Source organism: Pseudomonas oligotrophica (assembly GCF_021726475.1).
In the GTDB taxonomy this organism is placed as follows: domain Bacteria; phylum Pseudomonadota; class Gammaproteobacteria; order Pseudomonadales; family Pseudomonadaceae; genus Stutzerimonas; species Stutzerimonas oligotrophica.
The window spans coordinates 196,213-221,955 of record NZ_JAKJRU010000003.1 but is presented as its reverse complement, the minus strand read 5'-3'; the positions used below and the strand labels follow the sequence as shown (position 1 = coordinate 221,955).

Below are 25,743 nucleotides of genomic sequence, written 5' to 3'. Positions count from 1 at the left end.
CGGACTCACCTTCGCCAGACTCAGCGGATGCGATCGCACAGCTCGGTGGCGGAGAAGAAGTAGGCGATCTCGCGGGCAGCGGAGGCCTCGGAATCGGAACCGTGCACGGCGTTCTCGTCGATGGACACGGCGAAGTCAGCGCGGATGGTGCCTGCAGCGGCTTCCTTCGGGTTGGTGGCACCCATCAGCTCGCGGTTCTTGGCGACGGCGTTCTCGCCTTCGAGCACCTGGACGATGACCGGGCCGGAGGTCATGAAGGCAACCAGGTCCTTGAAGAAGCCGCGCTCCTTGTGCTCGGCGTAGAAACCGGCTGCTTCGCGCTCGGACAGCTGGACCATCTTCGACGCGACGACGCGCAGGCCGGCCTTCTCGAAACGGGTGGTGATTTCACCGATGACGTTCTTGGCGACGGCGTCCGGCTTGATGATGGAGAAGGTGCGTTGCAGGGCCATGTAGGGACTCCAGACTGTGGGTGGATGCAAATGAATAAACCCGCGAATCATACGCGGGTTCCGGTCAAAACATAAGGGCGCGCGCCGGCGGGCGCCAGCGCCGGGATACTACTCGGCCTCTTCGATCCAGGCGGCCTGGATCGCCTCGAGGACCTTCTCGCCGCCGCGCTGCGGATCGTCGGCGAAATCCGGCAGCGCCAGCACCCAGCGGTGCAGGTCGACGAAGTTCACGTAGCGCGGGTCCACGTCCTGGTGCGTTTCGGCGAGTTCGATGGCGATGTCCTGTACGTCGCCCCACTTAAGACTCATCTGCTGCGCCTCGCATCAATGACCTTCGGAAACCTGGTTGATGGTGTACTTGGGAATTTCCACCACCAGGTTGCGATCGGCAACCACCGCCTGACAGGACAGCCGCGAATTCGGCTCCAGCCCCCAGGCCTTGTCGAGCATGTCGTCCTCCAGCTCGTCGGACGGCTCGAGCGACTCGAAGCCCTCGCGCACCACCACGTGGCAGGTGGTGCAGGCACAGGACTTCTCGCAGGCATGCTCGATCTCTATGCCATTGCGCAGCGCGGCATCGAGCACCGTCTCGCCCGGATTCGCCTCGACCACCGCGCCCTCGGGGCAATGCTCGGCGTTGGGCAGGAAAATGATCTGGGGCATCTCTAGTCCTCGATATCGTTGAGCCGCCGGCCGGCCAGCGCGGCCTTGACGGTCGAATCCAGCCGACGCGCAGCGAAGGCGTCGGTAATCTGTGTCAGGCGCCGGGCCTGCTGCTCGAGCGCAGCGATGTCCTGGCTGTCGAGCAGAGCACGCAGCGCTTCCATCTGCGCATCGATGGCCTCGCGCTCCTCGGCGCTGAGCAGGCGCTCGCCATCGGCGAGCAGGGCCGCATCGACCGCCTCGAGCAGGCGGCGGGCATCGACCTGCTGCTCGCGCAAGGCGCGTGCCTGCTTGTCGCTGCCGGCACTGCGGAAGGAATCCTCGAGCATGCGGGCGATCTCGCCATCGGTCAGCCCGTAGGACGGCTTGACCTGCACGCTGGCCTCGACGCCGGCGGACAGCTCGCGCGCCGAGACGCTGAGCAGGCCATCGGCATCGACCTGGAAGGTCACGCGGATCTTCGCGGCGCCCGCCACCATCGGCGGAATGCCGCGCAGCTCGAAGCGCGCCAGCGAACGGCAGTCGGCGATCAGCTCGCGCTCGCCCTGGAGCACGTGGATCATCATCGCCGTCTGGCCATCCTTGTAGGTGGTGAAATCCTGCGCACGTGCCACGGGGATGGTGGTGTTGCGCGGAATGATCTTCTCCATCAGGCCGCCCATGGTTTCCAGCCCGAGCGACAGCGGGATCACATCGAGCAGCAGCAGCTGGTCACCGTCGCGATTGTTGCCGGCCAGTGTCTCGGCCTGGATCGCCGCACCGATCGCCACCACCTGGTCCGGATCGATGTCGGTCAGCGGCGGCAGGCCGAACAGCTCGCCCACCGTACTGCGCACATAGGGCACGCGCGTCGAACCACCGACCATCACCACCGCAGTCACCTCGGCAGGCTCGATGCCGGAGTCGCGCACCGCACGACGGCAGGCCTTGAGGCTGCGCGCCACCAGCGGCTTGATCAGCGCATCGAATTCATTGCGGGTCAGCACGCCCTGCCAGCCGCCATACTGCAGCTCCACCGCGGTGACCTCGCTGAGCTGCTCCTTGGCGTCGCAGGCGATCTTCAGCAGTGCACGCTGGTCGCCGGGCGAAAGATCGGCCGACGCGCCCGAGCGGGCCAGGATCCAGCCGGCCACCGCATGGTCGAAATCGTCGCCGCCAAGGGCCGTGTCACCACCGGTGGCCAGCACCTCGAACACGCCGCGAGTCAGGCGCAGGATGGAGATGTCGAAGGTACCGCCACCCAGGTCGTAGATCGCCACCACGCCTTCCGCCTGGCGATCGAGACCATAGGCGACTGCCGCTGCGGTCGGCTCGTTGAGCAGGCGCAGCACATTCAGGCCGGCCAGGCGCGCGGCATCCTTGGTTGCCTGGCGCTGCGCATCGTCGAAGTACGCCGGCACGGTGATGACCGCGCCGACCAGCTCGCCGCCCAGGGTCTGCTCGGCGCGCTGGCGCAGGCTGCGAAGGATCTCCGCGGAGACCTCCACCGGGCTCTTGGCGCCCTGCACCGTCTCGATGAAGGGCATCTGCGATTCACCCTCGACAAAGCGGTACGGCAGCTGCCCGCCGATCTGCCGGACATCGGCCAGGCCGCGCCCCATCAGGCGCTTCACCGAGATGATGGTGTTCAGCGGATCGCTCGCGGCCGCCTGCCGGGCGCCATGACCCACCTCCACCCGGTCGGCGTGGTAACGCACCACCGAGGGCAGGATCACCTGCCCCTGCTCGTCCGGCAGCGGCGCCGTTACACCGCTGCGCAGCGTGGCGACCAGCGAGTTGGTGGTTCCCAGGTCGATGCCAACAGCCAGTCGACGCTGGTGCGGCTGCGGACTCTGTCCGGGCTCAGCAATCTGAAGTAGGGCCATATCAGTCTGGTATCGGGCACGGCGCGGGCGCCGCGCGGGTTAATCGTCGAGGCGCTCTTCCAGTTCGCGCACTTCCTGGGAAAGCTTGTCGAGAAACTGCATCCGGCGCACAAGCCGCTCGGCAGTCTCGCGCTGCGCCTGTTCCTGCCAGACCGCCGCAAACTGCTGGTTCAGCGAGGCCTGGGCGTCGCGCAGCCGCACCTTGAAGGCGCCCACGCCGTCGAGGTAGGCACTGTCCTGCAGGTCTTCGAGTTCCTCGCGCCAGTGCATCTGCTGCAGGAGAAACTCCGGATCCTGCACCGTGGCCTCCAGCGGCACTTCATGCCCCTGCAGGGTCAGCAGGTAGCGTGCGCGCCGGGTCGGGCTCTTCAGGGTCTGGAAGGCCTCGTTGAGGTTGGCCGAGCGCTCGAGGGCCTGGCGCTGCTCCTGCTCGGAGGCATCGGCGAAGCGATCCGGATGGACCTGCCTGGCCAGCTCGCGGTAGCGCGCAGCCAGCTGCTCAAGATCCAGATCGAACGCCGGGCTCAAGTCGAACAATGCGAAGTGACAGGGACTGCCCACAGGACTCCTCAAATGTTGAAGCTTTCGCCGCAGCCGCACTCGCCACGCACGTTGGGGTTGTTGAACTTGAAGCCTTCGTTCAGCCCCTCACGCACGAAGTCCAGCTCGGTGCCATCAAGGTAGACCAGGCTCTTCGGGTCGATGATGACCTTTACGCCGTAGCTCTCGAAGACCTGGTCCTCGGCGGCCGCCTCGTCGACGAACTCGAGCACGTAGGCAAGCCCCGAGCAACCTGTGGTGCGCACGCCGAGCCGGATGCCCTCACCCTTGCCCCGCCCTTCCAGCGAACGACGGACATGGTTGGCAGCGGCGGGGGTCATGGTGATCGCCATCGGGACCTCCTCAGAGCAGACCTTTCTTCTCGCGATAGTCGCGCACCGCCGCCTTGATCGCGTCCTCGGCCAATACCGAGCAGTGGATCTTCACCGGCGGCAGTGCCAGCTCTTCAGCCAGCTGGGTGTTCTTGATGGTCTCCGCCTCTTCCAGGGTCTTGCCCTTCATCCACTCGGTGGCCAGGGAGCTGGAAGCGATCGCCGAACCGCAGCCGTAGGTCTTGAACTTGGCGTCCTCGATGACACCCTGCTCGTTGACCTTGATCTGCAGGCGCATCACGTCGCCGCAGGCCGGCGCGCCGACCATGCCGGTGCCGATATTCGGATCCTCTGCATCGAACTTGCCGACGTTGCGAGGGTTTTCGTAGTGGTCGATGACCTTGTCACTGTAAGCCATGGTGCAATCCTCTAAGTCTCGGGCGTTCGCGTTCGGGCATCAGTGGGCCTGCCACTGCACCTTGGAAATGTCGACGCCGTCTTTGTACATGTCCCACAGCGGCGAAAGTTCGCGCAGCTTGTTCACCGCCTCGCAGACCTTCGCAGCCGCGTAGTCGACCTCTTCCTCGGTGGTGAAGCGGCCGAAGGAGAAGCGGATCGAGCTGTGCGCGAGCTCGTCGTTGCGCCCCAGCGCACGCAGCACGTAGGAGGGCTCCAGCGAAGCCGAGGTGCAGGCCGAGCCAGACGACACGGCCAGGTCCTTCAGCGCCATGATCAGCGACTCGCCTTCGACGTAGTTGAAGCTCAGGTTGAGGTTGTGCGGCACGCGCGCCGTCATGCTGCCGTTGATGTAGAGCTCCTCGAGCCCCTCGACCTGCTTGAGGAAGCGATCGCGCAGGGCACGGAGGCGCTCGTTTTCCTGGGCCATTTCCTCTTTCGCGATCCGGAACGCTTCGCCCATGCCGACCAGCTGGTGAGTCGCCAGGGTGCCCGAGCGCATGCCGCGCTCGTGACCACCACCGTGCATCTGCGCCTCGAGGCGCACGCGCGGCTTGCGACGGACATAAAGCGCGCCGACGCCCTTGGGACCGTAGGTCTTGTGGGCGGAGAAGGACATCAGGTCGACCTTCAGCTTGTCCAGGTCGATCGCCACCTTGCCGGTCGACTGCGCCGCATCGACATGGAACAGTACGCCACGCGAACGGGTCAGCTCGCCGATGGCCGCGATGTCGTTGATCGTGCCGATCTCGTTGTTCACATGCATGACCGAGACCAGGATGGTGTCGTCGCGCAGCGCGGCCTCGACCATTGCCGGCGTGATGATGCCGTCTTCGCCCGGCTCCAGGTAGGTCACCTCGAAACCTTCGCGCTCCAGCTGGCGCGTGGTGTCCAGAACGGCCTTGTGCTCGATCTTGGTGGTGATGATGTGCTTGCCCTTGGAGGCATAGAAGTGCGCGACACCCTTGATCGCCAGGTTGTCGGACTCGGTGGCGCCAGAGGTCCAGACGATCTCGCGCGGGTCGGCGTTGACCAGCTCGGCCACCTGGCGACGGGCATTTTCCACGGCCTCCTCGGCCTTCCAGCCGAACAGGTGGGAACGCGACGCAGGGTTACCGAAGTTACCCTCGACGGTCAGGCACTCGATCATCTTGGCGGCGACGCGGGGGTCGACCGGCGTTGTGGCGGAATAGTCCAGGTAAATCGGCAACTTCATGGAGACTCTCCTATCAGGCGACGCCCGGCTCATTCGACGGCGGACGTTTCGATCTTATCCAGGGGCGCGCTGACACCGTTGGCACGGCGCATATCCTGGCGCAGCGCGACCTGCTGTACATCCTGGCGGTTGACCAGGTCGGCAAGGCTGATGCCGCTCAAAAACTCGTGGATCCGCTGGCTGAGGTCGCACCACAGATGATGGGTGAGGCAGGTATCACCGGAATGGCAGCCCCCGAGCCCCTGGCAGCGCGTCGCATCGACGGATTCGTTCACCGCATCGATCACCTGGGCGACCTGGATGCCGGCCATGTCGCGTGACAGCTGGTAGCCGCCACCCGGCCCGCGAACGCTGGTCACCAGGCTGCCGCGCCGCAACTTGGCGAACAGCTGCTCGAGGTAGGAAAGCGAGATACCCTGCCGCTCGGAAATATCGGCAAGGGAAACCGGGCCATGCTGCGCATGCAGCGCCAGATCGAGCATGGCGGTAACGGCATAACGGCCTTTAGTGGTCAATCGCATCGGCTTGCACCAGGCATCACGGTTTGGCGCAATTATGCAATTCCCGAGTATTAGGGTCAACTATAAGTCTGATCGAATTAGTCAGGTATTGATCAGACACAGCCATGCAGCGCGCCTCGGCGGCGCGCATGATAGCAGCTCATGCCCCGTCACGCTCACGCCGACGAGCCCTTTTCCTTGGGCTGCACCTCGGCGAAGTCCTCTTCGCGCAGCGAGGGCAGCTCCTTGGCGCAGTAATCGCTGCCCAACGCCTTGAGCGCACCGCACATGCCCTCCAGGCGCTCCTCGACGGCCTGGACATGGTCGAGCAACTGGCCGATGGCACGGGCGACCGGGTCCGGCATGTCGCCACTGACGCCATAGGCGTCGAAGCCGATCTTCTCGGCAATCGCCTTGCGCCGGGCCTCCTGCTCATCATCGGTCTTGGCGATGATCCGCCCCGGAATCCCCACCGCCGTGGCGCCGGGCGGCACTTCCCGGGTGACCACCGCATTGGAGCCGATCTTCGCACCGGCACCCACGGTGAACGGGCCGAGAATCTTGGCACCGGCCCCGACGATCACGCCATCACCCAGGGTCGGGTGACGCTTGCCCTTGTTCCAGCTCGTGCCGCCCAGCGTCACGCCGTGATACAGGGTGACGTCGTCGCCGATCTCGGCGGTCTCGCCGATGACGATCCCCATACCGTGATCGATGAAGAAGCGCCGGCCGATCTTAGCGCCCGGATGGATCTCGACACCGGTCAGCCAGCGACCGAGATTGGACGACATGCGCGCCAGCCATTTGAACTCGCGCTGCCAGAGCCAATGCGACAGGCGATGCATCCAGATGGCGTGCAGCCCCGGATAGCAGGTAAGCACCTCGAACGCATTACGCGCCGCCGGATCGCGATGGAAAACGCTCTGGATATCTTCACGCACGCGCTCGAACATCATTCCTTTCTCCGCTTGTGCGGCTCGCCGCGGGCCGCCTTCTGGGTCTCGGTGAGGATACCGCGCAATATGTTCATTTCCAGCTTGGTGATGGCGCTGCGTCCATAGAGGCGCCGCAACCGCGGCATCAGGTGCCGCGGCTTTTCCGGATCGAGAAAGCCGATCTGGACGAGGGTCTGTTCCAGGTGGCCGAAATAGTGCTCCAGCTCGTCGACCGTGACCGACTGGGTATCGAGAATCGCCGTGGTCTCGAGCTTCTCCGACTTGGTTGGCCGCCCCTGCGCCGCCAGCCAGGCCATGCGCACCTCGTAAACCAGCACCTGCACAGCGGCCGCCAGGTTCAGCGAGCCGAACGCCGGATCCGACGGGATATGCACGTGGTACTGGCAGCGCTGCAGCTCTTCGTTGGTCAGGCCGGCATATTCGCGACCGAAGACCAGCGCCACCTCGCCGCCCGCCTCGGCCTGCTCCAGGCTGACTGCGGCACACTCGCGCGGATCGAGCAACGGCCAGGGGATGCGCCGGTCGCGTGCGCTGGTCCCCAGCACCAGACTGCAGCCGACCAGCGCCTGCTCCAGGGTATCGACGACCTGGGCATTGTCGAGGACATCGGTCGCGCCGGAGGCGCGGGCGATCGCGTCCGAACTGGGGAAATCCTCGGGCTGGACCAGCACCAGCCGCGACAGCCCCATGTTCTTCATGGCGCGCGCCGCACCACCGATATTGCCGGCATGACTGGTATTGACCAGCACCACGCGAATGTTCTGTAGCGACACCTTGCATCTCGCCCGGAATGGAGAAGGCACGCAGCTTACAGCAAAGCGTCGCACGCACCCAACGCCACACCATGCACTGCCATGCGCGACGCTGTAAGCAGGCTCACTTTCTGATATTATTTCCGGCTTTCTTTAAACGACCAGGTACCGTTCCATGCAGCCCATGCTGAATATCGCGCTGCGCGCCGCCCGCAGCGCTGGCGAACTGATTGTCCGTTCCACCGAGCGCCTGGACGTGATCTCGGTGAACGAGAAGGACGCCAAGGACTACGTGAGCGAGATCGACCGCGCCGCCGAGCAGGTCATTGTCAACGCACTGCGCAAGGCCTATCCGAATCACGGCATCCTGGCCGAGGAAGGCGGCAGCATCGAGGGCAGTGGCGACGGCGCCGACTACCTGTGGATCATCGACCCGCTGGACGGCACCACCAACTTCGTCCGCGGCGTGCCGCACTATGCGGTCAGCATCGCTTGCAAGTACCGCGGCCGCCTGGAGCATGCCGTGGTGCTGGATCCGGTTCGCCAGGAAGAGTTCACCGCCAGCCGCGGCCGCGGAGCAGCACTGAACGGCCGCCGCCTGCGCGTGAGCACGCGCAAGAGCCTGGACGGCGCCCTGCTGGGTACCGGATTCCCCTTCCGCGACGGCCAGATGGACAACCTGGACAGCTACCTGAACATGTTCCGCAGCCTGGTCGGCCAGACCGCAGGACTGCGCCGCGCCGGCGCCGCCAGCCTCGACCTGGCCTACGTCGCAGCCGGCCGCTTCGACGCCTTCTGGGAGTTCGGCCTTTCGGAGTGGGACATGGCAGCCGGCGCGCTGCTGATCCAGGAAGCCGGCGGCCTGGTCAGCGACTTCTCGGGCGGCCACGAATTCCTCGAGAAGGGCCAGATCGTCGCCGGCAACACCAAGTGCTTCAAGGCCGTGCTGACCACCATCCAGCCGTGCCTGACGCCTTCACTCAAGCGCTGACCGCACGCGGTGCCAGCCAGCGCCAACAAAAAAAGCCCCGGCCAGATGACCGGGGCTTTTTCGTATCGCGAATCGCGGGACCGGCGGGCCGGATGACCTGCTATTGCTGCTGCGTCAGCACCAACTGGCCGTCCTTCACCGGAATCTGCTCGCCGGGATCACGCTCCATGCGAACCCGGGAAACCTCGCCATCTAGGTCGTACTTGACGTCGTAGCCGACCACCTTGTCATGGCTGTCCATCACCGTGTCGCAGCGCGTCTCGGTGGTCGTGTAGGTGCTGTTGCGCTGCATGCGCTCCTGCACCTGGTTGCCGGCATAGCCACCGCCCACGGCGCCAGCCACGGTCGCGATCTTCTTGCCGGTGCCGCCGCCGACCTGGCTGCCCAGCAGACCGCCGACCACCGCGCCGACGGCGGTACCGGCAATGCGATGCTCGTCCTGCACCGGCTTTTGCCGGGTCACCGTGACGTCGCGACAGACCTCACGGGGCGTGCGGATGGTTTCCTTGATCGGCTCGACTGCCAGTACCCTGGCGAACCGCGGGCCGTGATCGATCAGGCTGTAGGTGGCGAAAGCGCCTCCGGCCGTAGCCAGTACCACGCCAAGGCCGGTTCCGATCAGCATCGACTTGTTCATTGCAACTTCTCCTTCGCCCACTCCGGGCGAACCCTGCACGCCCGCTTTGACAGGCGGCAGGGCGAGAAGTTCAGGGGCGTTCGTCGACTTCCTCGACGGCCGGCGGAATCAGGTCGTCGCGGGTCAGCTTCAGCCAGATCAGGAACAGGCTGGCGATGTAGACCGACGAGTAGGTGCCCGCACCGACTCCGACCATCAGCGCCAGCGAGAAACCCCAGAGGTTTTCGCCACCAAAGACCATCAGTGCCATGACCGCCAGCAGCGTGGAAATGGAGGTCGCCAGGGTCCGCAGCAGGGTCTGCGTGGTGGAGATGTTGATGTTGTCGATCAGCTCGGTCTTGCGCAGGATGCGGAAGTTCTCGCGGATGCGGTCGAAGACCACGATGGTGTCGTTCAGCGAGTAGCCGATGACCGCCAGCACCGCAGCCAGCACGGTCAGGTCGAAGGTGATCTGGAACAGCGAGAACACCCCCAGCACCACGATCACGTCGTGGAACAGCGACACCACCGCGCCAAAGCCGAACTTCCACTGGAAGCGGAACGCCACGTAGACCAGGATGCCGGCCAGCGCGAGCAGCATGCCGAGACCGCCCTGGTCACGCAGCTCCTCGCCCACCGCCGGGCCGACGAACTCGACCCGCTTGACCGCCACCGCCGCCCCGGCGTCGCCCTGTTGCAGCACCTGCGCGACGCGCTCGCCAAGCAGCGGATCGTCGCCCGGCATGCGCACCAGCACATCGGTGGTTGCGCCGAAGCTTTGCACCACGGCACTGCCGTAGCCGGCCTGGCCCAGCTGCGCGCGCACGCTGTCGAGCGCCACCGGCTGCTCGTAGCTGAGCTCGATGAGGGTGCCGCCGGTGAAATCCAGACCGAAGTTCAGCCCGCGGGTCACCAGACTCACCAGCGAGACAACGGTCACCAGCACCGTCAGGGCGAAGGCCACATGACGGATGGCCATGAAATTGATCACACGCTTCATCGTCATCAACCCCTTAGATCCACAACTTCTTGAGATCGCGGCCGCCATAGATCAGGTTGACCATGGCGCGCGTCACGACGACAGCGGTAAACATCGATGTGAGGATGCCCAGCGACAGGGTCACCGCGAAGCCCTTGATCGGCCCGGTTCCCATGGCGAACAGGATCGCGCCGACCAGCAGGGTGGTGAGGTTGCCGTCGACGATCGCCGACAGCGCACGGTCGAAGCCCTCGTGGATGGCGCGCTGCACCGACATGCCGTTGGCCAGCTCCTCACGGATGCGCGAGAAGATCAGCACGTTGGCATCCACCGCCATACCCATGGTCAGGACGATACCGGCGATCCCCGGCAGCGTCAGCGTCGCGTTCAGGATCGACATCAGCGCCGTCAGCACCACCATGTTGAACAGCAGCGCCAGCGTGGCGAGCACGCCGAAGAACTTGTAGATCGCAATGATGAACAGGGCGACGAAGAGGAAGCCCCACATGGCCGCCTGGACGCCCAGCTCGATGTTCTCGGCCCCCAGGCTCGGGCCGATGGTGCGCTCCTCGGCGAAGTACATCGGGGCCGCCAGGCCGCCGGCGCGCAGCAGCAGGGCCAGCTCGGACGATTCGCCCTGGCCGTCCAGGCCGGTGATGCGGAACTGGCTGCCGAGCGGCGACTGGATGGTCGCCAGGCTGATGATCTTCTTCTCTTCCTGGAAGGTCTCGATGCGCTTTTCCTGCTCGACACCCTCGACCACCTCGCGAACGTAGCGGGTCACAGGCTTCTGCTCGATGAAGATCACCGCCATGCTGCGCCCGACGTTGTTGCGCGTGGCCCGGTTCATCAGGTCGCCGCCGTGCCCGTCCAGGCGGATGTTCACCTGCGGACGGCCGTTCTCGTCATAACTGGCCTGGGCGTCGGTGACCTGGTCACCGGTGATGATCAGGTTACGCTCCAGCTCGACCGGCGGCCGACCCGGCTCGCGGAACTCGAAGCGCTCGGTGGAGGCGCGCGGCGCGTCGGAATCGGCGGCCAGGCGGAACTCGAGGTTGGCGGTCTTGCCGAGGATACGCTTGGCTTCGGCGGTGTCCTGCACGCCGGGCAGCTCGACGACGATGCGATTGCCGCCCTGGCGCTGCACCAGCGGCTCGGCGACACCCAGCTCGTTGACCCGGTTGCGCACGGTGGTCAGGTTCTGCTTGATCGAATACTCGCGGATCTCGGCCAGCTTGGCCTCGGTCAGCGTGAGCGTGAGCACCTGCTGCTCGCCGCGCGGCGCCAGGCTCATCTGGAAATCGTTGTAGTCCTTGCGGATCAGCGCCTGGGCACTGCTGGCCGCCGCCTCGTCGGCGAAGCCCAGCTGGATCGCGCCCTTCTGGCTCGGCAGGCTGCGGTAGCGCACCCGCTCCTTGCGCAGCAGGCTCTTGACCTCGCCTTCGTAGACGTTCATGCGCGTCTCGATGGCCTTGTCCATGTCGACCTCGAGGAGGAAGTGCACCCCCCCGGAAAGATCGAGGCCCAGCTTCATCGGGCTGGCGCGCAGGTTGCGCAGCCACTGCGGGGTCGTCGGCGCCAGGTTCAAGGCCACCACGAAGCCGTCGCCCAGGGCGCGCCGTACGATGTCCTTGGCCGGCAGCTGGTCGTCCTGCCGCTCCAGGCGCAACAGGCCCTGGCTACCCGATTCGGAGAGTGTTGCAGCCTTGACCGTGATCCCGGCCTCGGTCAGCGCTTCGCTGGCCCGCGTCAGATCCGCCTGCTCGACCAGTTGCGCGGTGCTCGCGCCGGTGAGCTGGATCGCCGGGTCGTCGGGGTAGAGATTGGGAACCGAGTAGATGGTGGCGACCGCGAGCACCACCAGGATCAGCAGGTACTTCCAGAGAGGATATTTGTTGAGCATGGAACAGCCCGTCTAATGACGCGGGGCGCCTTGCGCGCCCCGTCGTAGATGTGGAGATGAAGTCGGCTCAGATGGCCTTCAGCGTACCCTTGGGCAGGGTCGCGGCGATCGCCACCTTCTGGAACTTCAGCTCGACATTGTCGGAAACCTCGATCACCACGAAGTCGTCGGCGACCTTGGTCACCTTGCCGGCGATACCACCGGAGGTCACCACCTCGTCGCCCTTCTGCAGGCCGCCGATCAGGTTCTTGTGCTCCTTGGCACGCTTGGCCTGCGGACGCCAGATCATCAGGTAGAAGATGACCAGGAAGCCGACCAGGAACACCCACTCGAAACCGGTACCGGCGGGAGCGGCGGCGGCCTCTTGGGCATGGGCGGCGGAAATCAGAAAGCTCATGTAGCACTCCTGTTGCAGAAGAGGTGTTTTATAGGTGATTCGTCACGCAAGCGGCGGCGTTGGCAGGCCGCGTCGGGCATAGAAGGCGTCGACAAAGGCCGCCAATGTACCCTTTTGAATGGCGTCGCGTAAACCAGCCATCAGGCGCTGATAGTGGCGCAGGTTATGGATGGTGTTGAGCATGCTACCGAGCATTTCGCCGCATTTATCCAGATGATGCAGATAGGCGCGCGAGAAGTGTTTGCAGGTGTAACAGTCGCAGGCCGGATCCAGCGGTGAGTTGTCGTGGCGGTGCACGGCGTTGCGGATCTTCACCACGCCGGCCTCGGTGAACAGGTGGCCATTGCGCGCGTTGCGGGTTGGCATCACGCAGTCGAACATATCGACTCCGCGGCGCACGCCCTCGACCAGGTCCTCCGGCTTGCCGACACCCATCAGGTAGCGCGGCTTGTCGGCCGGCATCTGCGGCGGCAGGAAGTCGAGCACGCGGATCATCTCCTCCTTGGGCTCGCCCACCGACAGGCCGCCGATGGCCAGGCCGTCGAAGCCGATCTCGCACAGGCCTTCCAGCGAGCGCATGCGCAGGTCCTCGTGCATGCCGCCCTGGACGATGCCGAACAGCGCCGCCGGGCTGTCGCCGTGGGCGACTTTCGAACGCCTGGCCCAGCGCAGCGACAGCTCCATGGAGCGGCGCGCGGTCTCCTCATCCGCCGGATAGGGCGTGCACTCGTCGAAGATCATCACGATGTCGGAGCCGAGGTCGCGCTGTACCTGCATCGATTCCTCCGGCCCCATGAACACCTTGGCGCCATCGACCGGCGAGGCGAAGTAGACCCCCTCCTCCTTGATCTTGCGCATCGCCCCCAGGCTGAACACCTGGAAGCCGCCGGAATCGGTCAGGATCGGCCCGTTCCACTGCATGAAGCCATGCAGGCTGCCATGCTCGCGGATCACCTCCATCCCCGGGCGCAGCCAAAGGTGGAAGGTATTGCCGAGGATGATCTGCGCGCCGATGCCCTCGACATCGCGCGGCAGCATGCCCTTGACCGTGCCGTAGGTACCCACCGGCATGAACGCGGGGGTCTCCACCACCCCGCGGGGGAAGGTCAGCCGGCCGCGGCGGGCCCTGCCATCGGTGGCCAGGAGTTCGAAGGACATGTGACAGGTACGGCTCATCAGCGATCCTCGGGGCCGCGCGCGGCGGGGTTGCGGGTAATGAACATGGCATCGCCATAACTGAAGAAGCGATAGCCCTCGCGGACCGCCTCGGCATAGGCGGCCATCGTCTCGCGGTAGCCGGCGAAGGCGGAGACCAGCATCAGCAGGGTCGACTCGGGCAAATGGAAGTTGGTGACGAGCGCATCGACGACGTGAAAGGGCTTGCCGGGATAAAGGAAGATGTCGGTATCGCCAGCATAGGGGCGCAACTCGCCACTCTGCGCGGCGGTTTCCAGCGAGCGCACGCTGGTGGTGCCGACTGCGATGACGCGACCGCCACGCGCCCGGCACTCGACCACCGCATCGACCACCTGCTGGCTCACTTCCAGCCACTCGCTGTGCATGTGATGGTCTTCGATGCGCTCGACCCGCACCGGCTGAAAGGTCCCGGCGCCGACGTGCAGGGTGACGTAAGCCATGGCCACGCCCTGCTCGCGCAGGCTCGCCAGCATCGCCTCGTCGAAATGCAGGCCCGCGGTGGGCGCCGCGACAGCACCGGCGCGCTGCGCGTAGACGGTCTGGTAGCGTTCGCGGTCGCTGCCCTCGTCCGGCCTGTCTATATAAGGAGGCAACGGCATGTGGCCGGCCCGCTCGAGCAGCGGCAGCACAGGCTCGGCGAAGCGCAGCTCGAAGAGGCTTTCCTGACGCGCCAGCACCTCGGCTTCGCCGCCCCCCTCGACCAGGATCGTGCTGCCGGGCTTGGGCGACTTGCTGGCACGCACATGCGCCAGGGCACGGTGGCTGTCGAGCAGCCGCTCGATCAGCACCTCGACCTGCCCGCCGCTGGCCTTGCGGCCGAACAGCCGAGCGGGAATGACGCGCGTATCGTTGAACACCATCAGATCACCGGGGCGCACGAACTCGGCGATGTCGGCGAAGCGCCGATGGTCGAGCGCACCGGTCTCGCCATCGAGCACGAGCAGGCGACTGGCACGCCGCTCGGCCAGCGGATAGCGGGCGATCAGCGATTCTGGAAGGTCGAAGGAAAAATCGGAGACTTGCATGACGAGCGGCTTCGGAACGGGGCGCAAAGCTTAGCCGAAACGCCTTGCCCTGGCCACGCCGGCCGATTGACCAGGCGCACCTTGGTCCCTATACTGCGCCGCCTCGTGCCTCGATGGCGGAATCGGTAGACGCAGCGGATTCAAAATCCGCCGCTGGCGACAGCGTGAGAGTTCGAGTCTCTCTCGGGGCACCATCAGATCAATGACAGGCCGTGGCCTGTCAGACACCAGCGATCATGTCGGGGCGACGAACCTCCTTCGCCGCGGCAGACCGAGCGAATCATAAAAGCCTCCGGCGCAGCTAAAACAGGATCCGCCAGGCATCCTGGCTCGGCCACTCAAGCGCCCCGCTGCACCGCACGCCCAGCTGCATCTGGCAGACCGGGCCTGCTGGCCAGGCACGATAGCGGCCTGCGGCCATGTCACATAGCGCCGACGAGGTGCAATCCGATCGGGCAATTGCTTGGCTCCGAGGGCTTGGATTGCCCGAAGACTTGTCGTAGAGTGTGCCCACTGTGTTTGCATGGGTCGCTGTTGAATCGTGACCTGGTGCAGTAGATCTGAAGATCCGCTCTCCGCTCGACTCTCTTACTCCTTGCAACCAGTTCCAGCTTCCTGCACGTCAGGGGCAAATCTACTTTTGAGTTCCAAGGATACAAAGACATGTCGAATCGTCAGAACGGTACCGTCAAGTGGTTTAACGACGAGAAAGGTTTTGGTTTCATCACTCCTGAAAGCGGTCCGGATCTGTTCGTGCACTTCCGCGCGATCGAAGGCAACGGCTTCAAGAGCCTGAAGGAAGGCCAGAAGGTCAGCTTCGTCGCTGTGCAAGGTCAAAAGGGCATGCAGGCCGACCAGGTTCAGATCCTGGGCTAAGCCTCCGGCTTCGAAGAGCCCCTGATGGAAACATCAGGGGCTTTTTTATGCGCGTCTTTTCGTACACTACGCGCCGTCCAGCTTGCAGAGACCCGACATGCGCAAACACATGCTGACCCCGCAGGGGCAGTTTCCCGCCGCCGGCATCGTCCGCCGGTTCGCCGCGATGTTCTACGACAGCCTGCTGTGCATCGCCCTGATGATGGTGGTCACGCTGTTCTACCAGCAGGTGATCCTGCGCCTGCTGTATGGCAGCGAACAGCTGAAGACGCTCGCCGAAGCCGGCCAACTGGATATCGACCCGCTGCTCTCCACCCTGCTGCTGTTCAGCCTGTTCGGCTTCTTCGCCAAGTTCTGGACCCATAACGGCCAGACGCTCGGCATGCAAGTCTGGGGGATCCGCATCCAGAACAAGGATGGCAGCGCCATCGACCTGTGGCAGGCGCTGCTGCGCTTCCTGCTGGCGATCCTCTCGTGGCTCTGCCTGGGCCTCGGCTTCTTCTGGATGCTGTGGGACAAGGACAAGCGCACCTGGCACGACATCTATTCGGAAAGCCAGGCCGTGCAGTTGCCGAAGAACATCCACAAGAAATAGACCCCGCCGGCAAACAAGGCGGGGCCTGCCCTCACCCCGCTCGGCGCAGCAGCCAGGCGCCGATCAGCGCACAGAGCGCCGCCGGCAGGGCCACCGCCAGCAGCGGCGAGAAGCCGAACACCTGGCTCGCCGGACCGAGCAGATCCTGGATGATGCGAAAGACGAAGCCCACCACCACGCCGGTGAAGATCCGCTGGCCGAGCGTCACCGAGCGCAACGGGCCGAAGATGAAGGAGATCGCCAGCAGCACCAGCGCCACCGTGACCAGCGGCTGCAGCGTCTTGCTCCAGAACGCCAGCCAGTAGCGGCCGTTGCTCAGGCCCTGGTCGGCCAGGTAATGGATGTAGCGCCACAGGCCGGTGATCGACAGCGCCTCCGGCTCCACCACCACGACACCGAGCAGCTGCGGCGTCAGCTGCACCTCCCAGCGCTCCTCGGCGGCCTTGCTGACTTCGGTGCGCTCGCCGAGAAACTGCGTGGTGGCGATATCGCTCAGCTGCCAGTGGCCGCCCTGGTATTCGGCGCGCCGGGCGAAACTGGCCGACTGCAGGCGCCGCTCACCGTCGAAACGATAGCGCGTCACTCCGACCAGCACGCCGCCGGGCTGCACCGCGTTGACGTGCACGAACTCCTCGCCCTGGCGGTGCCACAGGCCGCGCTTGCTGCTTTGCGCCTCGCCGGCGCTCTGCGCCAGGGAGCGCCGTGCCTGGGCGATGTCCTCGCTCCAGGGCGCGGCGTACTCGCCGATCAGCACGCCGACCATCAGCAGCACCAGCATCGGCTTCATTACCGCGACGACGATGCGTCCCAGGGAGACGCCGGCGGCGCGCATGATGGTCAGCTCGCTGTTGCTGGCCAGCGTCCCCAGGCCGATCAGGCAGCCGATCAGCGCGGCCATGGGCAGCATTTCGTACAGCCGGCGCGGCGTGGTCAGCACCACGTACTCGAGTGCCTGCATCAGGCCGTAGCCACCCTCGATATCGCCCAGTTCGTCGATGAAGGCGAACAGCAAGGCGAGGCCGACGATGACCCCGAGCACTGACAGGATGGCGAGAAAGACGTGAATACCGATGTAGCGATCCAGCTTAGCCACGGCTCACCTCCCCTGCGCGACGCTGCTTGAGCTTCAGCCTCAACGGTTCCCAGAACAGCATCAGCAAACCGATCGCGAGGAACAGGCCGTGCACCCACCACAGGCCGAGCGCCATCGGGATACGCCCCTTGTCCAGCGCGCCCCGCGCGGCGATCAGCAGTGCCAGGTAGGCCATGTACAGCAGGATCGCCGGCAACAGCTTGAGGAAGCGTCCCTGCCGTGGATTGACCTTGGCCAGTGGCACCGCCAGCAGGGTCACGATGAACACCAGCACCGGCAGCGACAGCCGCCAGTGCAGCTCGGACTGCAGGCGCCGATCACCACTGCCGAACAGCTCCGCGGTCGGCAGCGCCTCGCGCTCGCTGAGCTCCAGGCTGACCTCCGGACGCGGCAACAGCACGCCGTAGGTGTCGTACTGGATCATCCGGTAGTCGGCCTGCCCCGGCTTGCCGTCGTAGCGATAGCCGTTTTCCAGGATCAGGTAGCGGCTGCCGTCGGGCTGGATTTCCTGCCGGCCGCTCTCGGCGACCAGCACCGATACGCCCCGCTCCTTCGCGCGGCTGCCGGTCGTGGTTTCGGAGATGAACACGCCCGACAGCTCGCGGCGGTCATCGGTCAGCTCGCGGGTATAGGTCACCCGCGAACCGTCGCGCAGGGTCTGGAAGCGCCCCGGCATCAGCGTGTCGAACTCGGTCAGCGAATCCTGCTGGTTGAGGATGCGGTCGACCTCGGCAATCCCCTGCGGAGCGAGCCCCAGGCTCAGCCAGCCGACCAGCGCAGCCACCAGCGCGGCGGGCGCCATGCTGTAGGCCACCAGCCGGCGCTGGCTCATGCCGGTCGCCGCCAACACGGTCATTTCGCTGTCCAGGTAGAGCCGCCCGTAGGCCAGCAGGATGCCGAGGAACAGCCCCAGCGGCAGGATCAGCTGCAGGAAGCCCGGCAGCCGGAAGGCCATGATCAGCAGCAGCACGCCGGGGTCGAGCAGGCCTTGCGCGGCCTGCGCCAGGTACTTGATGAAACGCCCGCTCATGATGATCACCAGCAGCACGGCGCTGACGGCGCTCAGGGTGATCAACAGCTCACGGGAGAGGTAGCGAAAGACGATCAAACCGGACACTCCAGGGTTGTCAGGCTCCGGCGGCTACGCTCAAACTAGCCGCCGTTACCGGCCCGCCGCGACAGGCCGCCGGGCGCGCTGCGCCGGTGGCCCGGCAGACGAACCACCGGAAAAACAAGCCCGGCATTATCCTGCAAACCCGACTCTTTGTCTTGGGGACTCCCGTCATGGAATTCGTTGTAAAGACCGCCAAAGCGCCCTCGCTGAAAACCGCCACGCTGGTGTTGCCCGTTGCGCAGGATCGCAGCCTGGGTGACTACGCCCGCAGCGTGGACCAGGCCAGCGGAGGCGCGATCAGCGCGATCCTCAAGCGCGGCGATCTGGACGGCAAGGCGGCGCAGACCCTGCTGCTGCACGACATTCCCGGGCTCAAGGCCGAGCGCCTGCTGCTGCTGGGCGTCGGCAAGGCCGACGAGCTGGACACCCGCCAATGGCGCAAGATCGTCGGCGCCGCGGCCGGTGTGCTGAAGTCCCTCGGCGGGGCCGATGCGGCCTTCGCGATGCAGGACGTGCAGGTGAAGAATCGCGACCCGCGCGCGGCCACCCGCCTGCTGGTGGAAATCCTCGCCGATGGCGACTACCAGTTCGATCGTTTCAAGAGCAAGAAGGCCGACGCCAGGCCGCTGAACAAGGTCGTGCTGCTCTGCGACAAGGCCCAGCAGGCCGAATTCGAGCGCGCTGCCGCAGAGGCCAAGGCCATTGCAGCCGGCATGGCGCTGGCCCGCGACCTCGGCAACCTGCCGCCGAACCACTGCCACCCGACGTTCATGGCCGAGCAGGCCCGCCAACTGGCCAAGAGCCACAAGTCGCTGAAGGTCGAGGTGCTCGACGAGAAGAAGCTACGCGAACTCGGCGCCGGCGCCTTCCTCGCGGTCTCCCAGGGCAGCGAGCAACCGGGCTGCATCGTGGTCATGCAGTACAACGGCGGCAAGAAGGGTGAGCAGCCCTACGCCCTGGTCGGCAAGGGCATCACCTTCGACACCGGTGGCATCAGCCTCAAGCCGGGCCTGGGCATGGACGAGATGAAATACGACATGTGCGGCGCGGCGAGCGTGCTCGGCACCTTCCGCGCCGTGCTGGAGCTGCAGCTGCCGATCAACCTCGTCGGCCTGCTGGCCTGTGCCGAGAACATGCCCAGCGGCCGTGCCACCCGCCCTGGCGACATCGTCACCACCATGAGTGGACAGACCGTGGAGATCCTCAACACCGACGCCGAAGGCCGCCTGGTGCTCTGCGACACCCTGACCTACGCCGAGCGCTTCAAGCCGCGCGCGGTGATCGACGTGGCGACCCTCACCGGCGCCTGCATCGTCGCCCTCGGCAGCAACACCTCCGGCCTGCTCGGCAATGACCAGGTGCTGGTCGACCAGGTACTTGCCGCCGGCGAAAGCGCTGCCGACCGCGCCTGGCAGCTGCCGCTGTTCGACGAATACCAGGAACAGCTCGACAGCCCGTTCGCCGACATCGCCAACATCGGCGGCCCCAAGGCCGGCACCATCACCGCGGGTTGCTTCCTGTCGCGCTTCACCAAGGCCTATCCCTGGGCGCACCTGGACATCGCCGGCACCGCCTGGATCAGCGGCGGCAAGGAGAAAGGCGCGACCGGGCGCCCGGTCCCGCTGCTCACCCAGTACCTGCTGGACCGGGTGGGCTGAATGCCCGGCCAGCCTGAGCGGCGCAGCGCCCAATGACCCGCGTCGAGTTCTACGTGCTGCCCGATGCCGAGCCGGCCGGGCGGCTGCGGGCGGCCTGCCAGCTCGCCGCCAAGGGCTGGCAACACGGCCTGCGCGTGTTCGTGCGCTGCGAGGATCCCGCCCAGTGCGAGCACCTCGACGAACTGCTATGGCGCTTTCGTGCCGAGCGTTTCATCCCGCATGAGCGCTACCTCGAAGACCCGCAGGCGCCGGTGGTGCTCGGTTGCGACGAGCCGCCAGCACAGCCGCAGGGCCTGCTGGTCAACCTCGCGCCGACGCTCTCGGCCCACCTGGAGCAGTTCAGCCGGGTGATCGAGATCGTCAACCAGGAACCGGAACGCCTGGCCCTCAGCCGCGAAAATTTCCGCCGGTACCGACGGCACGGCTACGACCCCAAGCGGGTCGAACTCTGAACCCCGCTGGGATGCGCCACCTCCGGACTGCACTGCGATGACCCCCAAGCCCCCAAGCAAGCCCGCCGAACTGCTCCACGACCTCGAGTCGATCCGCGCCCTGCTCGGCGACGCCGAACCCCACGACGACCTCGATGCCGACGCCATCCCGCTGCTGTCGGACATCGTCGAGCCCGGCCCGCTGGCCACCAGCAGCGCCGCCGCACCGCCCGAGGCGCCCCGCGAGCCCGCCGTGCGCACGGCGTTCCGCTCGCTGGCCGAGCGCCACCTGGACCACGAACTGCGCAACGCCGCCGACCTGATCCTGCAGGAAGTCATCGATGACTTCGTGCCGCAGATCGAGGCCGAACTGCGACGCCGCCTGCAGAGCCGGGTCGAGGAACTGGTACGCACGCCACGCCCCTGAGCGGGCCGTCGCGAGGCAAAACCATGCTGGCGACTGCGCGGCGACGTTTTGCCTTTATACTTGCGCGTTTTTCCGATCAGCCGTTCTTAAGGGTCCCGCCGCATGGACAAGACCTACCAGCCGCATGCCATTGAATCCTCCTGGTACCAGACCTGGGAGTCGAACAACTACTTCGCCCCCCAGGGCTCCGGCGAGCCCTACACCATCATGATCCCGCCGCCGAACGTCACCGGCAGCCTGCACATGGGCCATGGCTTCAACAACGCGATCATGGATGCACTGATCCGCTGGCGTCGCATGCAGGGCCGCAACACCCTGTGGCAGCCGGGCACCGACCATGCGGGCATCGCCACGCAGATGGTGGTCGAGCGGCAGCTCGGCGCGCAGGGCGTCAGCCGGCACGACCTGGGCCGCGAGAAGTTCCTCGAGAAGGTCTGGCAGTGGAAGGAGGAATCCGGCGGCACCATCACCCGGCAGATCCGCCGCCTGGGCTCGTCGGTGGACTGGTCGCGCGAGCGCTTCACCATGGACGAGGGCCTGTCCGAAGCGGTCAAGGAAGCCTTCGTGCGCTTGCACGAGGACGGCCTGATCTACCGCGGCAAGCGCCTGGTCAACTGGGACACCAAGCTGCACACCGCGATTTCCGACCTCGAAGTGGAGAACCACGACGAGAAGGGCCATCTCTGGCACCTGCGCTACCCGCTGGCCGACGATGCGCGCACCGCCGACGGCCTCAACTACCTGATCGTGGCCACCACCCGCCCGGAAACCATGCTCGGTGACGCCGCCGTCGCCGTGCATCCGGAGGACGAACGCTACAAGGACCTGATCGGTCGCCACATCCTGTTGCCGCTGGTCAACCGGCTGATCCCGATCGTCGCCGACGAATACGTCGACCGCGAGTTCGGCACCGGCTGCGTGAAGATCACCCCGGCCCACGACTTCAACGACTACGAGGTCGGCAAGCGCCACCATCTGCCGTTGATCAACATCTTCGACCAGAACGCCTGCGTGCTGGCCCGCGCCCAGGTGTTCAACCTCGACGGCAGCCTCAACGACCGCGTCGACCCGAGCCTGCCCGATGGCTATGCGCACATGGACCGCTTCGATGCGCGCAAGGCGATCGTCGCCGAGTTCGAGGCCATGGGCCTGCTCGAGAAGATCGACGACCACGCGCTGAAGGTGCCGCGCGGCGACCGTTCCGGCACGGTGATCGAGCCCTGGCTCACCGACCAGTGGTACGTCTCCACCAAGCCGCTGGCCGAGAAGGCCATCCGCGCGGTGGAAAGCGGGCAGATCCAGTTCGTGCCCAAGCAGTACGAGAACATGTACTTCAGCTGGATGCGCGACATCCAGGACTGGTGCATCAGCCGCCAGCTGTGGTGGGGCCACCGCATCCCGGCCTGGTACGACGAGGCCGGCAACGTCTACGTCGGCCGCGACGAGGCCGAGGTGCGCGGCAAGTACAACATCCGCAACGACGAGCCGCTGCGCCAGGACGAGGACGTGCTGGACACCTGGTTCAGCTCCGGCCTGTGGACCTTCTCCACCCTCGGCTGGCCGCAGCAGACCGAGTTCCTCAAGACCTTCCACCCCACCGACGTGCTGGTCACCGGCTTCGACATCATCTTCTTCTGGGTCGCCCGGATGATCATGCTGTCGACCCACCTGACCGGGCAGATTCCGTTCAAGACCGTCTACGTTCACGGCCTGGTCCGCGATGCCCAGGGCCAGAAGATGTCCAAGTCCAAGGGCAACGTGCTCGACCCGCTGGACATCGTCGACGGCATCACCCTCGACGAGCTGCTGGCCAAGCGCACCAGCGGCATGATGCAGCCCAAGCTGGCCGAGAAGATCGCCAAGCAGACCCACGCCGAGTTCCCCGAAGGCATCGCCAGCTACGGCACCGACGCGCTGCGCTTCACCTTCTGTTCGCTGGCCTCCACTGGCCGCGATATCAAGTTCGACATGGGCCGCGTCGAGGGCTACCGCAACTTCTGCAACAAGCTGTGGAACGCCGCCAACTTCGTCTTCGAAAACACCGAAGGCAAGGACACCGGGGTGGACGGCGAGCCCGTGGAGCTGTCGGCGGTGGACCGCTGGATCATCTCCGCGCTGCAGCGCACCGAGGCCGAGGTCAACCGCCAGCTCGAAGCCTTCCGCTTCGACCTCGCCGCCCAGGCGCTCTACGAATTCATCTGGGACGAGTACTGCGCCTGGTACCTGGAGCTGGTCAAGCCGGTGCTGTGGGACGAGCACGCCTCGACCGAGCGCCAGCGCGGCACCCGTCGGACCCTGGCCCGCGTGCTGGAGACCTCGCTGCGCCTGGCGCACCCGTTCATGCCCTTCATCACCGAGGAAATCTGGCAGCGCGTCGCGCCGCTGGCCGGCAAGTCCGGCCCGACGCTGATGCTGCAACCCTGGCCGGAATTCAACCCCGAGCGCCTCGACGAGGCCGCCGAGGGCGATATCGAGTGGGTCAAGGCGTTCATGCTCGGCATCCGCCAGATCCGCGGCGAGATGAACATCTCCATGGCCAAGCGCATCGACGTGGTGCTCGCCAATGCCTCGGCCGAGGACCTGCGCCGCCTCGCCGACAACGAACCGCTGCTGAAGAAACTGGCCAAGCTGGAGAGCGTGCGCGTGCTGGCTGCCGACGAGAACGCGCCGCTGGCTGCCACCGCGCTGGTGGGCGACCTGCAGGTGCTGGTGCCGATGGCCGGGCTGATCGACAAGGACGCCGAGCTGGCGCGCCTGGACAAGGAGATCGCACGGCTGGACGGCGAGGTACAGCGCGTCGGCGGCAAGCTGGCCAACGCCGGCTTCGTCGACAAGGCACCGCCGCAGGTGATCGACAAGGAGCGCGCCAAGCTGGCCGAAGCCGAACAGGCCCGCGCCAGCCTGCTCGAGCAGCGCGCCCGCATCGCCAGCCTCTGAAACCCTCCGGGGATTGCCCTGCGAGCCGGCCTTCGCGCCAGCCCGCAGGGCAAACGCGCCGGACTTGATCGATGACAAGTCTTTGCCGTCCGGGCTGTTACACTATGCCGCACCTGACACACCCTATTACAACTGGTAGACAAGCAAGGCATTCATCGTCGCTCGGCAATCTGAAATGAGCCCAGACTCAGCGCCCCGACACCACGCACGACGTCGCTGACCCAACAACCGTCCCGGCCGCGCCCTGTCCGCCCGCCGCGGTTCCGTCTCTTTCTCCACGCCAGCCACCGGTCTTCGGTCTGCCAGCACGGGCCATGGGCGCGTACGCCCGGGTTCGAGCCGGTTCCTCAAGATGGAGACCCTGCGATGTATGTGCTTATGGCAATCGTGTTCGTTGTCGGCTACTTGTGTATCGCCTTCGAACATCCCCTGAAAATAGACAAGGCCGCCGCGGCCATTCTCACCGCCGTGCTGACCTGGACCGTGCTGGTCCTCGGCGCGGACCAGATCCTGCCCCTGCTGGCGCATGGCAGCCACGACCCGGCCGATTCCTCGGCGGTGGTAGTCGAGTCCCTGCGCCACCACCTTGGCGAGGTCTCGGAGATCCTGTTCTTCCTCCTCGGCGCCATGACCATCGTCGAGCTGATCGACTCCCACGAAGGTTTCAAGGTCATCACCGACCGCATCCAGACGCGCAAGCGCGTCAACCTGCTGTGGATCGTCGGCCTGCTCACCTTCTTCCTCTCTGCGGTGCTGGACAACCTGACCACCACCATCGTGATGGTCTCGCTCCTGCGCAAGCTGATCCGCGGCCGCCCCGAGCGCTGGCTGTACGTCGGCATCGTGGTCATCGCTGCCAACGCCGGCGGTGCCTGGTCGCCCATCGGCGACGTGACCACCACCATGCTCTGGATCGGCACGCAGATCTCGGCGACCGGCGTGATCACCGGCCTGTTCATCCCGAGCATGGTCTGCCTGCTGGTGCCGCTGCTGATCCTCAGCCTGCGCCTGCGCGGCGAAGCCCCGCGCCCCCGCGCCCGCGCCCACCTGGCCGAGAAGCAGCCGCCGTCGACCACCGCCTTCGAGCGCAACCTGGTGCTGGCCCTGGGCCTCGGCTCGCTGCTGTTCGTCCCGGTCTTCAAGACCGTCACCCACCTGCCGCCGTACATGGGCATCCTCTTCGGCCTTGGCGTGCTCTGGGTTGCCACCGAGATCGTCCACCGCTCGAAGAACGCCGAGGACAAGCACCCGCTGTCCGTGGTCGGCGTGCTGCGCAAGGTGGACACCCCGAGCGTGCTGTTCTTCCTCGGCATCCTGCTGGCGGTCTCCAGCCTGGCCACCGCCGGCCACCTGACCCAGGTCGCCACCCTGCTGCGCGAGTCGCTGGGCAACGTCTATGCGATCAACTACGCGATCGGCCTGCTCTCGGCGGTGGTCGACAACGTGCCGCTGGTCGCCGGTGCGATGAAGATGTACCCGCTGGTCAGCCCGCCGGTACTGGCTGCGGCAGCGCCCCAAGAAACCTCCTGGCTGAGCCAGTTCGTCGTCGACGGCAATTTCTGGGAACTGCTGGCCTACTGCGCCGGCACCGGCGGCAGCACGCTGATCATCGGCTCGGCCGCCGGGGTTGCGGCGATGGGCATGGAGAAGATCAGCTTCATCTGGTATCTCAAGCGGGTCAGCCTGCTGGCGTTCCTCGGCTATACCGCCGGCACGGCTACCTATATCGGCATGCTCGCGCTGAGGTGATCGGCGCAACGGACGAGGGCCCC

The 25,743-nt window shown here is 65.8% G+C and carries 27 protein-coding genes and 1 tRNA gene; 9 read left to right on the top strand and 19 right to left on the bottom strand.

Annotation, left to right across the window (positions count from 1 at the left end):
- Positions 1-20: 20 nt before the first annotated feature.
- The 11 genes from ndk to trmJ all read right to left on the bottom strand — a co-directional run bounded on the left by ndk (position 21) and on the right by trmJ (position 7,753).
- Positions 21-452, bottom strand: coding sequence for a nucleoside-diphosphate kinase (gene ndk / locus L3N39_RS08035; protein WP_041107174.1), 432 nt, complete (start codon positions 450-452; stop codon positions 21-23).
- Between the two features lie 108 nt (positions 453-560).
- Positions 561-761 (bottom strand): Fe-S cluster assembly protein IscX, encoded by a 201-nt coding sequence (iscX, locus tag L3N39_RS08030; RefSeq protein WP_237256804.1) that lies wholly within the window; start codon positions 759-761, stop codon positions 561-563.
- Between the two features lie 15 nt (positions 762-776).
- Positions 777-1,115 carry an ISC system 2Fe-2S type ferredoxin gene (gene fdx / locus L3N39_RS08025; RefSeq protein WP_237256803.1) on the bottom strand — a complete coding sequence of 113 codons (339 nt, stop codon included), beginning with the start codon at positions 1,113-1,115 and terminating at the stop codon, positions 777-779.
- Positions 1,116-1,117: 2 nt separating this feature from the next.
- Positions 1,118-2,980, bottom strand: a complete 1,863-nt coding sequence (gene hscA, locus L3N39_RS08020; protein ID WP_237256802.1) for a Fe-S protein assembly chaperone HscA — start codon at positions 2,978-2,980, stop codon at positions 1,118-1,120.
- A gap of 39 nt (positions 2,981-3,019) precedes the next feature.
- Complete coding sequence (hscB, locus tag L3N39_RS08015; protein ID WP_237256801.1) at positions 3,020-3,541, bottom strand: co-chaperone HscB; 522 nt, start codon at positions 3,539-3,541, stop codon at positions 3,020-3,022.
- 8 nt (positions 3,542-3,549) lie between these two features.
- Positions 3,550-3,873, bottom strand: a complete 324-nt coding sequence (gene iscA, locus L3N39_RS08010) for an iron-sulfur cluster assembly protein IscA (RefSeq protein WP_237256800.1) — start codon at positions 3,871-3,873, stop codon at positions 3,550-3,552.
- A gap of 10 nt (positions 3,874-3,883) precedes the next feature.
- On the bottom strand, positions 3,884-4,270 hold the full coding sequence (gene iscU, locus L3N39_RS08005) for a Fe-S cluster assembly scaffold IscU (protein ID WP_011914136.1): 387 nt from the start codon (positions 4,268-4,270) through the stop codon (positions 3,884-3,886).
- Positions 4,271-4,309: 39 nt separating this feature from the next.
- The gene (locus L3N39_RS08000) at positions 4,310-5,524 is read right to left on the bottom strand and encodes an IscS subfamily cysteine desulfurase (protein ID WP_237256799.1); all 1,215 of its coding nucleotides are present in this window, start codon (positions 5,522-5,524) and stop codon (positions 4,310-4,312) included.
- Positions 5,525-5,553: 29 nt separating this feature from the next.
- Positions 5,554-6,045 carry a Fe-S cluster assembly transcriptional regulator IscR gene (gene iscR, locus L3N39_RS07995; RefSeq protein ID WP_237257072.1) on the bottom strand — a complete coding sequence of 164 codons (492 nt, stop codon included), beginning with the start codon at positions 6,043-6,045 and terminating at the stop codon, positions 5,554-5,556.
- A gap of 155 nt (positions 6,046-6,200) precedes the next feature.
- Positions 6,201-6,977, bottom strand: coding sequence for a serine O-acetyltransferase (gene cysE / locus L3N39_RS07990; RefSeq protein ID WP_237257071.1), 777 nt, complete (start codon positions 6,975-6,977; stop codon positions 6,201-6,203).
- On the bottom strand, positions 6,977-7,753 hold the full coding sequence (gene trmJ / locus L3N39_RS07985) for a tRNA (cytosine(32)/uridine(32)-2'-O)-methyltransferase TrmJ (RefSeq protein WP_237256798.1): 777 nt from the start codon (positions 7,751-7,753) through the stop codon (positions 6,977-6,979). The genes cysE and trmJ overlap by 1 nt, the downstream gene beginning before the upstream one ends.
- Positions 7,754-7,907: 154 nt before the next feature.
- Here trmJ and suhB point away from each other — a divergent pair, with 154 nt between their 5' ends.
- A complete protein-coding gene (suhB, locus tag L3N39_RS07980) occupies positions 7,908-8,723 on the top strand; it encodes an inositol monophosphatase family protein (RefSeq protein WP_237256797.1) in 816 nt (271 codons plus the stop codon).
- A 100-nt stretch (positions 8,724-8,823) separates the two neighbouring features.
- On the opposite strand, the gene L3N39_RS07975 is transcribed toward suhB, so the two are convergent.
- The 6 genes from L3N39_RS07975 to queA form a co-directional block, all read right to left on the bottom strand.
- Positions 8,824-9,360: a glycine zipper 2TM domain-containing protein gene (locus tag L3N39_RS07975; protein ID WP_237256796.1), complete on the bottom strand. Its 537-nt coding sequence runs from the start codon at positions 9,358-9,360 to the stop codon at positions 8,824-8,826.
- 70 nt (positions 9,361-9,430) lie between these two features.
- The gene (gene secF / locus L3N39_RS07970; RefSeq protein ID WP_237257070.1) at positions 9,431-10,339 is read right to left on the bottom strand and encodes a protein translocase subunit SecF; all 909 of its coding nucleotides are present in this window, start codon (positions 10,337-10,339) and stop codon (positions 9,431-9,433) included.
- 13 nt (positions 10,340-10,352) lie between these two features.
- Positions 10,353-12,221 carry a protein translocase subunit SecD gene (gene secD, locus L3N39_RS07965; protein ID WP_237256795.1) on the bottom strand — a complete coding sequence of 623 codons (1,869 nt, stop codon included), beginning with the start codon at positions 12,219-12,221 and terminating at the stop codon, positions 10,353-10,355.
- A gap of 67 nt (positions 12,222-12,288) precedes the next feature.
- Positions 12,289-12,618: a preprotein translocase subunit YajC gene (gene yajC / locus L3N39_RS07960; protein ID WP_237256794.1), complete on the bottom strand. Its 330-nt coding sequence runs from the start codon at positions 12,616-12,618 to the stop codon at positions 12,289-12,291.
- Between the two features lie 42 nt (positions 12,619-12,660).
- The gene (gene tgt, locus L3N39_RS07955) at positions 12,661-13,776 is read right to left on the bottom strand and encodes a tRNA guanosine(34) transglycosylase Tgt (RefSeq protein ID WP_237257069.1); all 1,116 of its coding nucleotides are present in this window, start codon (positions 13,774-13,776) and stop codon (positions 12,661-12,663) included.
- Between the two features lie 17 nt (positions 13,777-13,793).
- Positions 13,794-14,840 (bottom strand): tRNA preQ1(34) S-adenosylmethionine ribosyltransferase-isomerase QueA, encoded by a 1,047-nt coding sequence (queA, locus tag L3N39_RS07950; protein WP_237256793.1) that lies wholly within the window; start codon positions 14,838-14,840, stop codon positions 13,794-13,796.
- Between the two features lie 107 nt (positions 14,841-14,947).
- On the opposite strand from queA, the gene L3N39_RS07945 reads away from it, so the two are divergent.
- The 3 genes from L3N39_RS07945 (at position 14,948) to L3N39_RS07935 (ending at position 16,311) form a co-directional block, all read left to right on the top strand.
- Positions 14,948-15,034 (top strand) — tRNA-Leu (locus L3N39_RS07945).
- A 469-nt stretch (positions 15,035-15,503) separates the two neighbouring features.
- Entirely contained in the window at positions 15,504-15,716 is a 213-nt protein-coding gene (locus L3N39_RS07940; protein ID WP_003298189.1) for a cold-shock protein, read from the top strand.
- A gap of 97 nt (positions 15,717-15,813) precedes the next feature.
- Positions 15,814-16,311: an RDD family protein gene (locus tag L3N39_RS07935; protein ID WP_237256792.1), complete on the top strand. Its 498-nt coding sequence runs from the start codon at positions 15,814-15,816 to the stop codon at positions 16,309-16,311.
- Positions 16,312-16,342: 31 nt separating this feature from the next.
- Here the strand turns inward: L3N39_RS07935 and lptG are convergent, their stop codons facing one another.
- Both lptG and lptF read right to left on the bottom strand, forming a co-directional pair.
- The gene (gene lptG, locus L3N39_RS07930) at positions 16,343-17,404 is read right to left on the bottom strand and encodes an LPS export ABC transporter permease LptG (RefSeq protein WP_237256791.1); all 1,062 of its coding nucleotides are present in this window, start codon (positions 17,402-17,404) and stop codon (positions 16,343-16,345) included.
- Positions 17,397-18,512: an LPS export ABC transporter permease LptF gene (gene lptF, locus L3N39_RS07925; protein ID WP_237256790.1), complete on the bottom strand. Its 1,116-nt coding sequence runs from the start codon at positions 18,510-18,512 to the stop codon at positions 17,397-17,399. Before lptF ends, lptG begins: the two co-directional genes overlap by 8 nt.
- A 176-nt stretch (positions 18,513-18,688) precedes the next feature.
- On the opposite strand from lptF, the gene L3N39_RS07920 reads away from it, so the two are divergent.
- The 5 genes from L3N39_RS07920 to nhaD all read left to right on the top strand — a co-directional run bounded on the left by L3N39_RS07920 (position 18,689) and on the right by nhaD (position 25,720).
- Complete coding sequence (locus tag L3N39_RS07920) at positions 18,689-20,176, top strand: leucyl aminopeptidase (protein ID WP_237256789.1); 1,488 nt, start codon at positions 18,689-18,691, stop codon at positions 20,174-20,176.
- A 32-nt stretch (positions 20,177-20,208) separates the two neighbouring features.
- Complete coding sequence (locus tag L3N39_RS07915) at positions 20,209-20,628, top strand: DNA polymerase III subunit chi (protein WP_237256788.1); 420 nt, start codon at positions 20,209-20,211, stop codon at positions 20,626-20,628.
- Between the two features lie 37 nt (positions 20,629-20,665).
- Positions 20,666-21,034 carry a DNA polymerase III subunit chi gene (locus tag L3N39_RS07910; protein ID WP_237256787.1) on the top strand — a complete coding sequence of 123 codons (369 nt, stop codon included), beginning with the start codon at positions 20,666-20,668 and terminating at the stop codon, positions 21,032-21,034.
- A gap of 102 nt (positions 21,035-21,136) precedes the next feature.
- Positions 21,137-23,971 (top strand): valine--tRNA ligase, encoded by a 2,835-nt coding sequence (locus L3N39_RS07905; protein ID WP_237256786.1) that lies wholly within the window; start codon positions 21,137-21,139, stop codon positions 23,969-23,971.
- Between the two features lie 366 nt (positions 23,972-24,337).
- Entirely contained in the window at positions 24,338-25,720 is a 1,383-nt protein-coding gene (gene nhaD, locus L3N39_RS07900) for a sodium:proton antiporter NhaD (protein WP_237256785.1), read from the top strand.
- The last annotated feature ends 23 nt before the right edge of the window (positions 25,721-25,743 follow it).

What these genes read in the sequence shown, in the direction of transcription:
- ndk (WP_041107174.1), bottom strand. Translation starts at nt 452, where the DNA reads ATGGCCCTGCAACGCACCTTCTCCATCATCAAGCCGGACGCCGTCGCC.
- iscX (WP_237256804.1), bottom strand. Translation starts at nt 761, where the DNA reads ATGAGTCTTAAGTGGGGCGACGTACAGGACATCGCCATCGAACTCGCC.
- fdx (WP_237256803.1), bottom strand. Translation starts at nt 1,115, where the DNA reads ATGCCCCAGATCATTTTCCTGCCCAACGCCGAGCATTGCCCCGAGGGC.
- hscA (WP_237256802.1), bottom strand. Translation starts at nt 2,980, where the DNA reads ATGGCCCTACTTCAGATTGCTGAGCCCGGACAGAGTCCGCAGCCGCAC.
- iscA (WP_237256800.1), bottom strand. Translation starts at nt 3,873, where the DNA reads ATGGCGATCACCATGACCCCCGCCGCTGCCAACCATGTCCGTCGTTCG.
- iscU (WP_011914136.1), bottom strand. Translation starts at nt 4,270, where the DNA reads ATGGCTTACAGTGACAAGGTCATCGACCACTACGAAAACCCTCGCAAC.
- L3N39_RS08000 (WP_237256799.1), bottom strand. Translation starts at nt 5,524, where the DNA reads ATGAAGTTGCCGATTTACCTGGACTATTCCGCCACAACGCCGGTCGAC.
- iscR (WP_237257072.1), bottom strand. Translation starts at nt 6,045, where the DNA reads ATGCGATTGACCACTAAAGGCCGTTATGCCGTTACCGCCATGCTCGAT.
- cysE (WP_237257071.1), bottom strand. Translation starts at nt 6,977, where the DNA reads ATGTTCGAGCGCGTGCGTGAAGATATCCAGAGCGTTTTCCATCGCGAT.
- suhB (WP_237256797.1), top strand. Translation starts at nt 7,908, where the DNA reads ATGCAGCCCATGCTGAATATCGCGCTGCGCGCCGCCCGCAGCGCTGGC.
- L3N39_RS07975 (WP_237256796.1), bottom strand. Translation starts at nt 9,360, where the DNA reads ATGAACAAGTCGATGCTGATCGGAACCGGCCTTGGCGTGGTACTGGCT.
- secF (WP_237257070.1), bottom strand. Translation starts at nt 10,339, where the DNA reads ATGAAGCGTGTGATCAATTTCATGGCCATCCGTCATGTGGCCTTCGCC.
- secD (WP_237256795.1), bottom strand. Translation starts at nt 12,221, where the DNA reads ATGCTCAACAAATATCCTCTCTGGAAGTACCTGCTGATCCTGGTGGTG.
- yajC (WP_237256794.1), bottom strand. Translation starts at nt 12,618, where the DNA reads ATGAGCTTTCTGATTTCCGCCGCCCATGCCCAAGAGGCCGCCGCCGCT.
- tgt (WP_237257069.1), bottom strand. Translation starts at nt 13,776, where the DNA reads ATGTCCTTCGAACTCCTGGCCACCGATGGCAGGGCCCGCCGCGGCCGG.
- queA (WP_237256793.1), bottom strand. Translation starts at nt 14,840, where the DNA reads ATGCAAGTCTCCGATTTTTCCTTCGACCTTCCAGAATCGCTGATCGCC.
- L3N39_RS07940 (WP_003298189.1), top strand. Translation starts at nt 15,504, where the DNA reads ATGTCGAATCGTCAGAACGGTACCGTCAAGTGGTTTAACGACGAGAAA.
- L3N39_RS07935 (WP_237256792.1), top strand. Translation starts at nt 15,814, where the DNA reads ATGCGCAAACACATGCTGACCCCGCAGGGGCAGTTTCCCGCCGCCGGC.
- L3N39_RS07920 (WP_237256789.1), top strand. Translation starts at nt 18,689, where the DNA reads ATGGAATTCGTTGTAAAGACCGCCAAAGCGCCCTCGCTGAAAACCGCC.
- L3N39_RS07915 (WP_237256788.1), top strand. Translation starts at nt 20,209, where the DNA reads ATGACCCGCGTCGAGTTCTACGTGCTGCCCGATGCCGAGCCGGCCGGG.
- L3N39_RS07910 (WP_237256787.1), top strand. Translation starts at nt 20,666, where the DNA reads ATGACCCCCAAGCCCCCAAGCAAGCCCGCCGAACTGCTCCACGACCTC.
- L3N39_RS07905 (WP_237256786.1), top strand. Translation starts at nt 21,137, where the DNA reads ATGGACAAGACCTACCAGCCGCATGCCATTGAATCCTCCTGGTACCAG.
- nhaD (WP_237256785.1), top strand. Translation starts at nt 24,338, where the DNA reads ATGTATGTGCTTATGGCAATCGTGTTCGTTGTCGGCTACTTGTGTATC.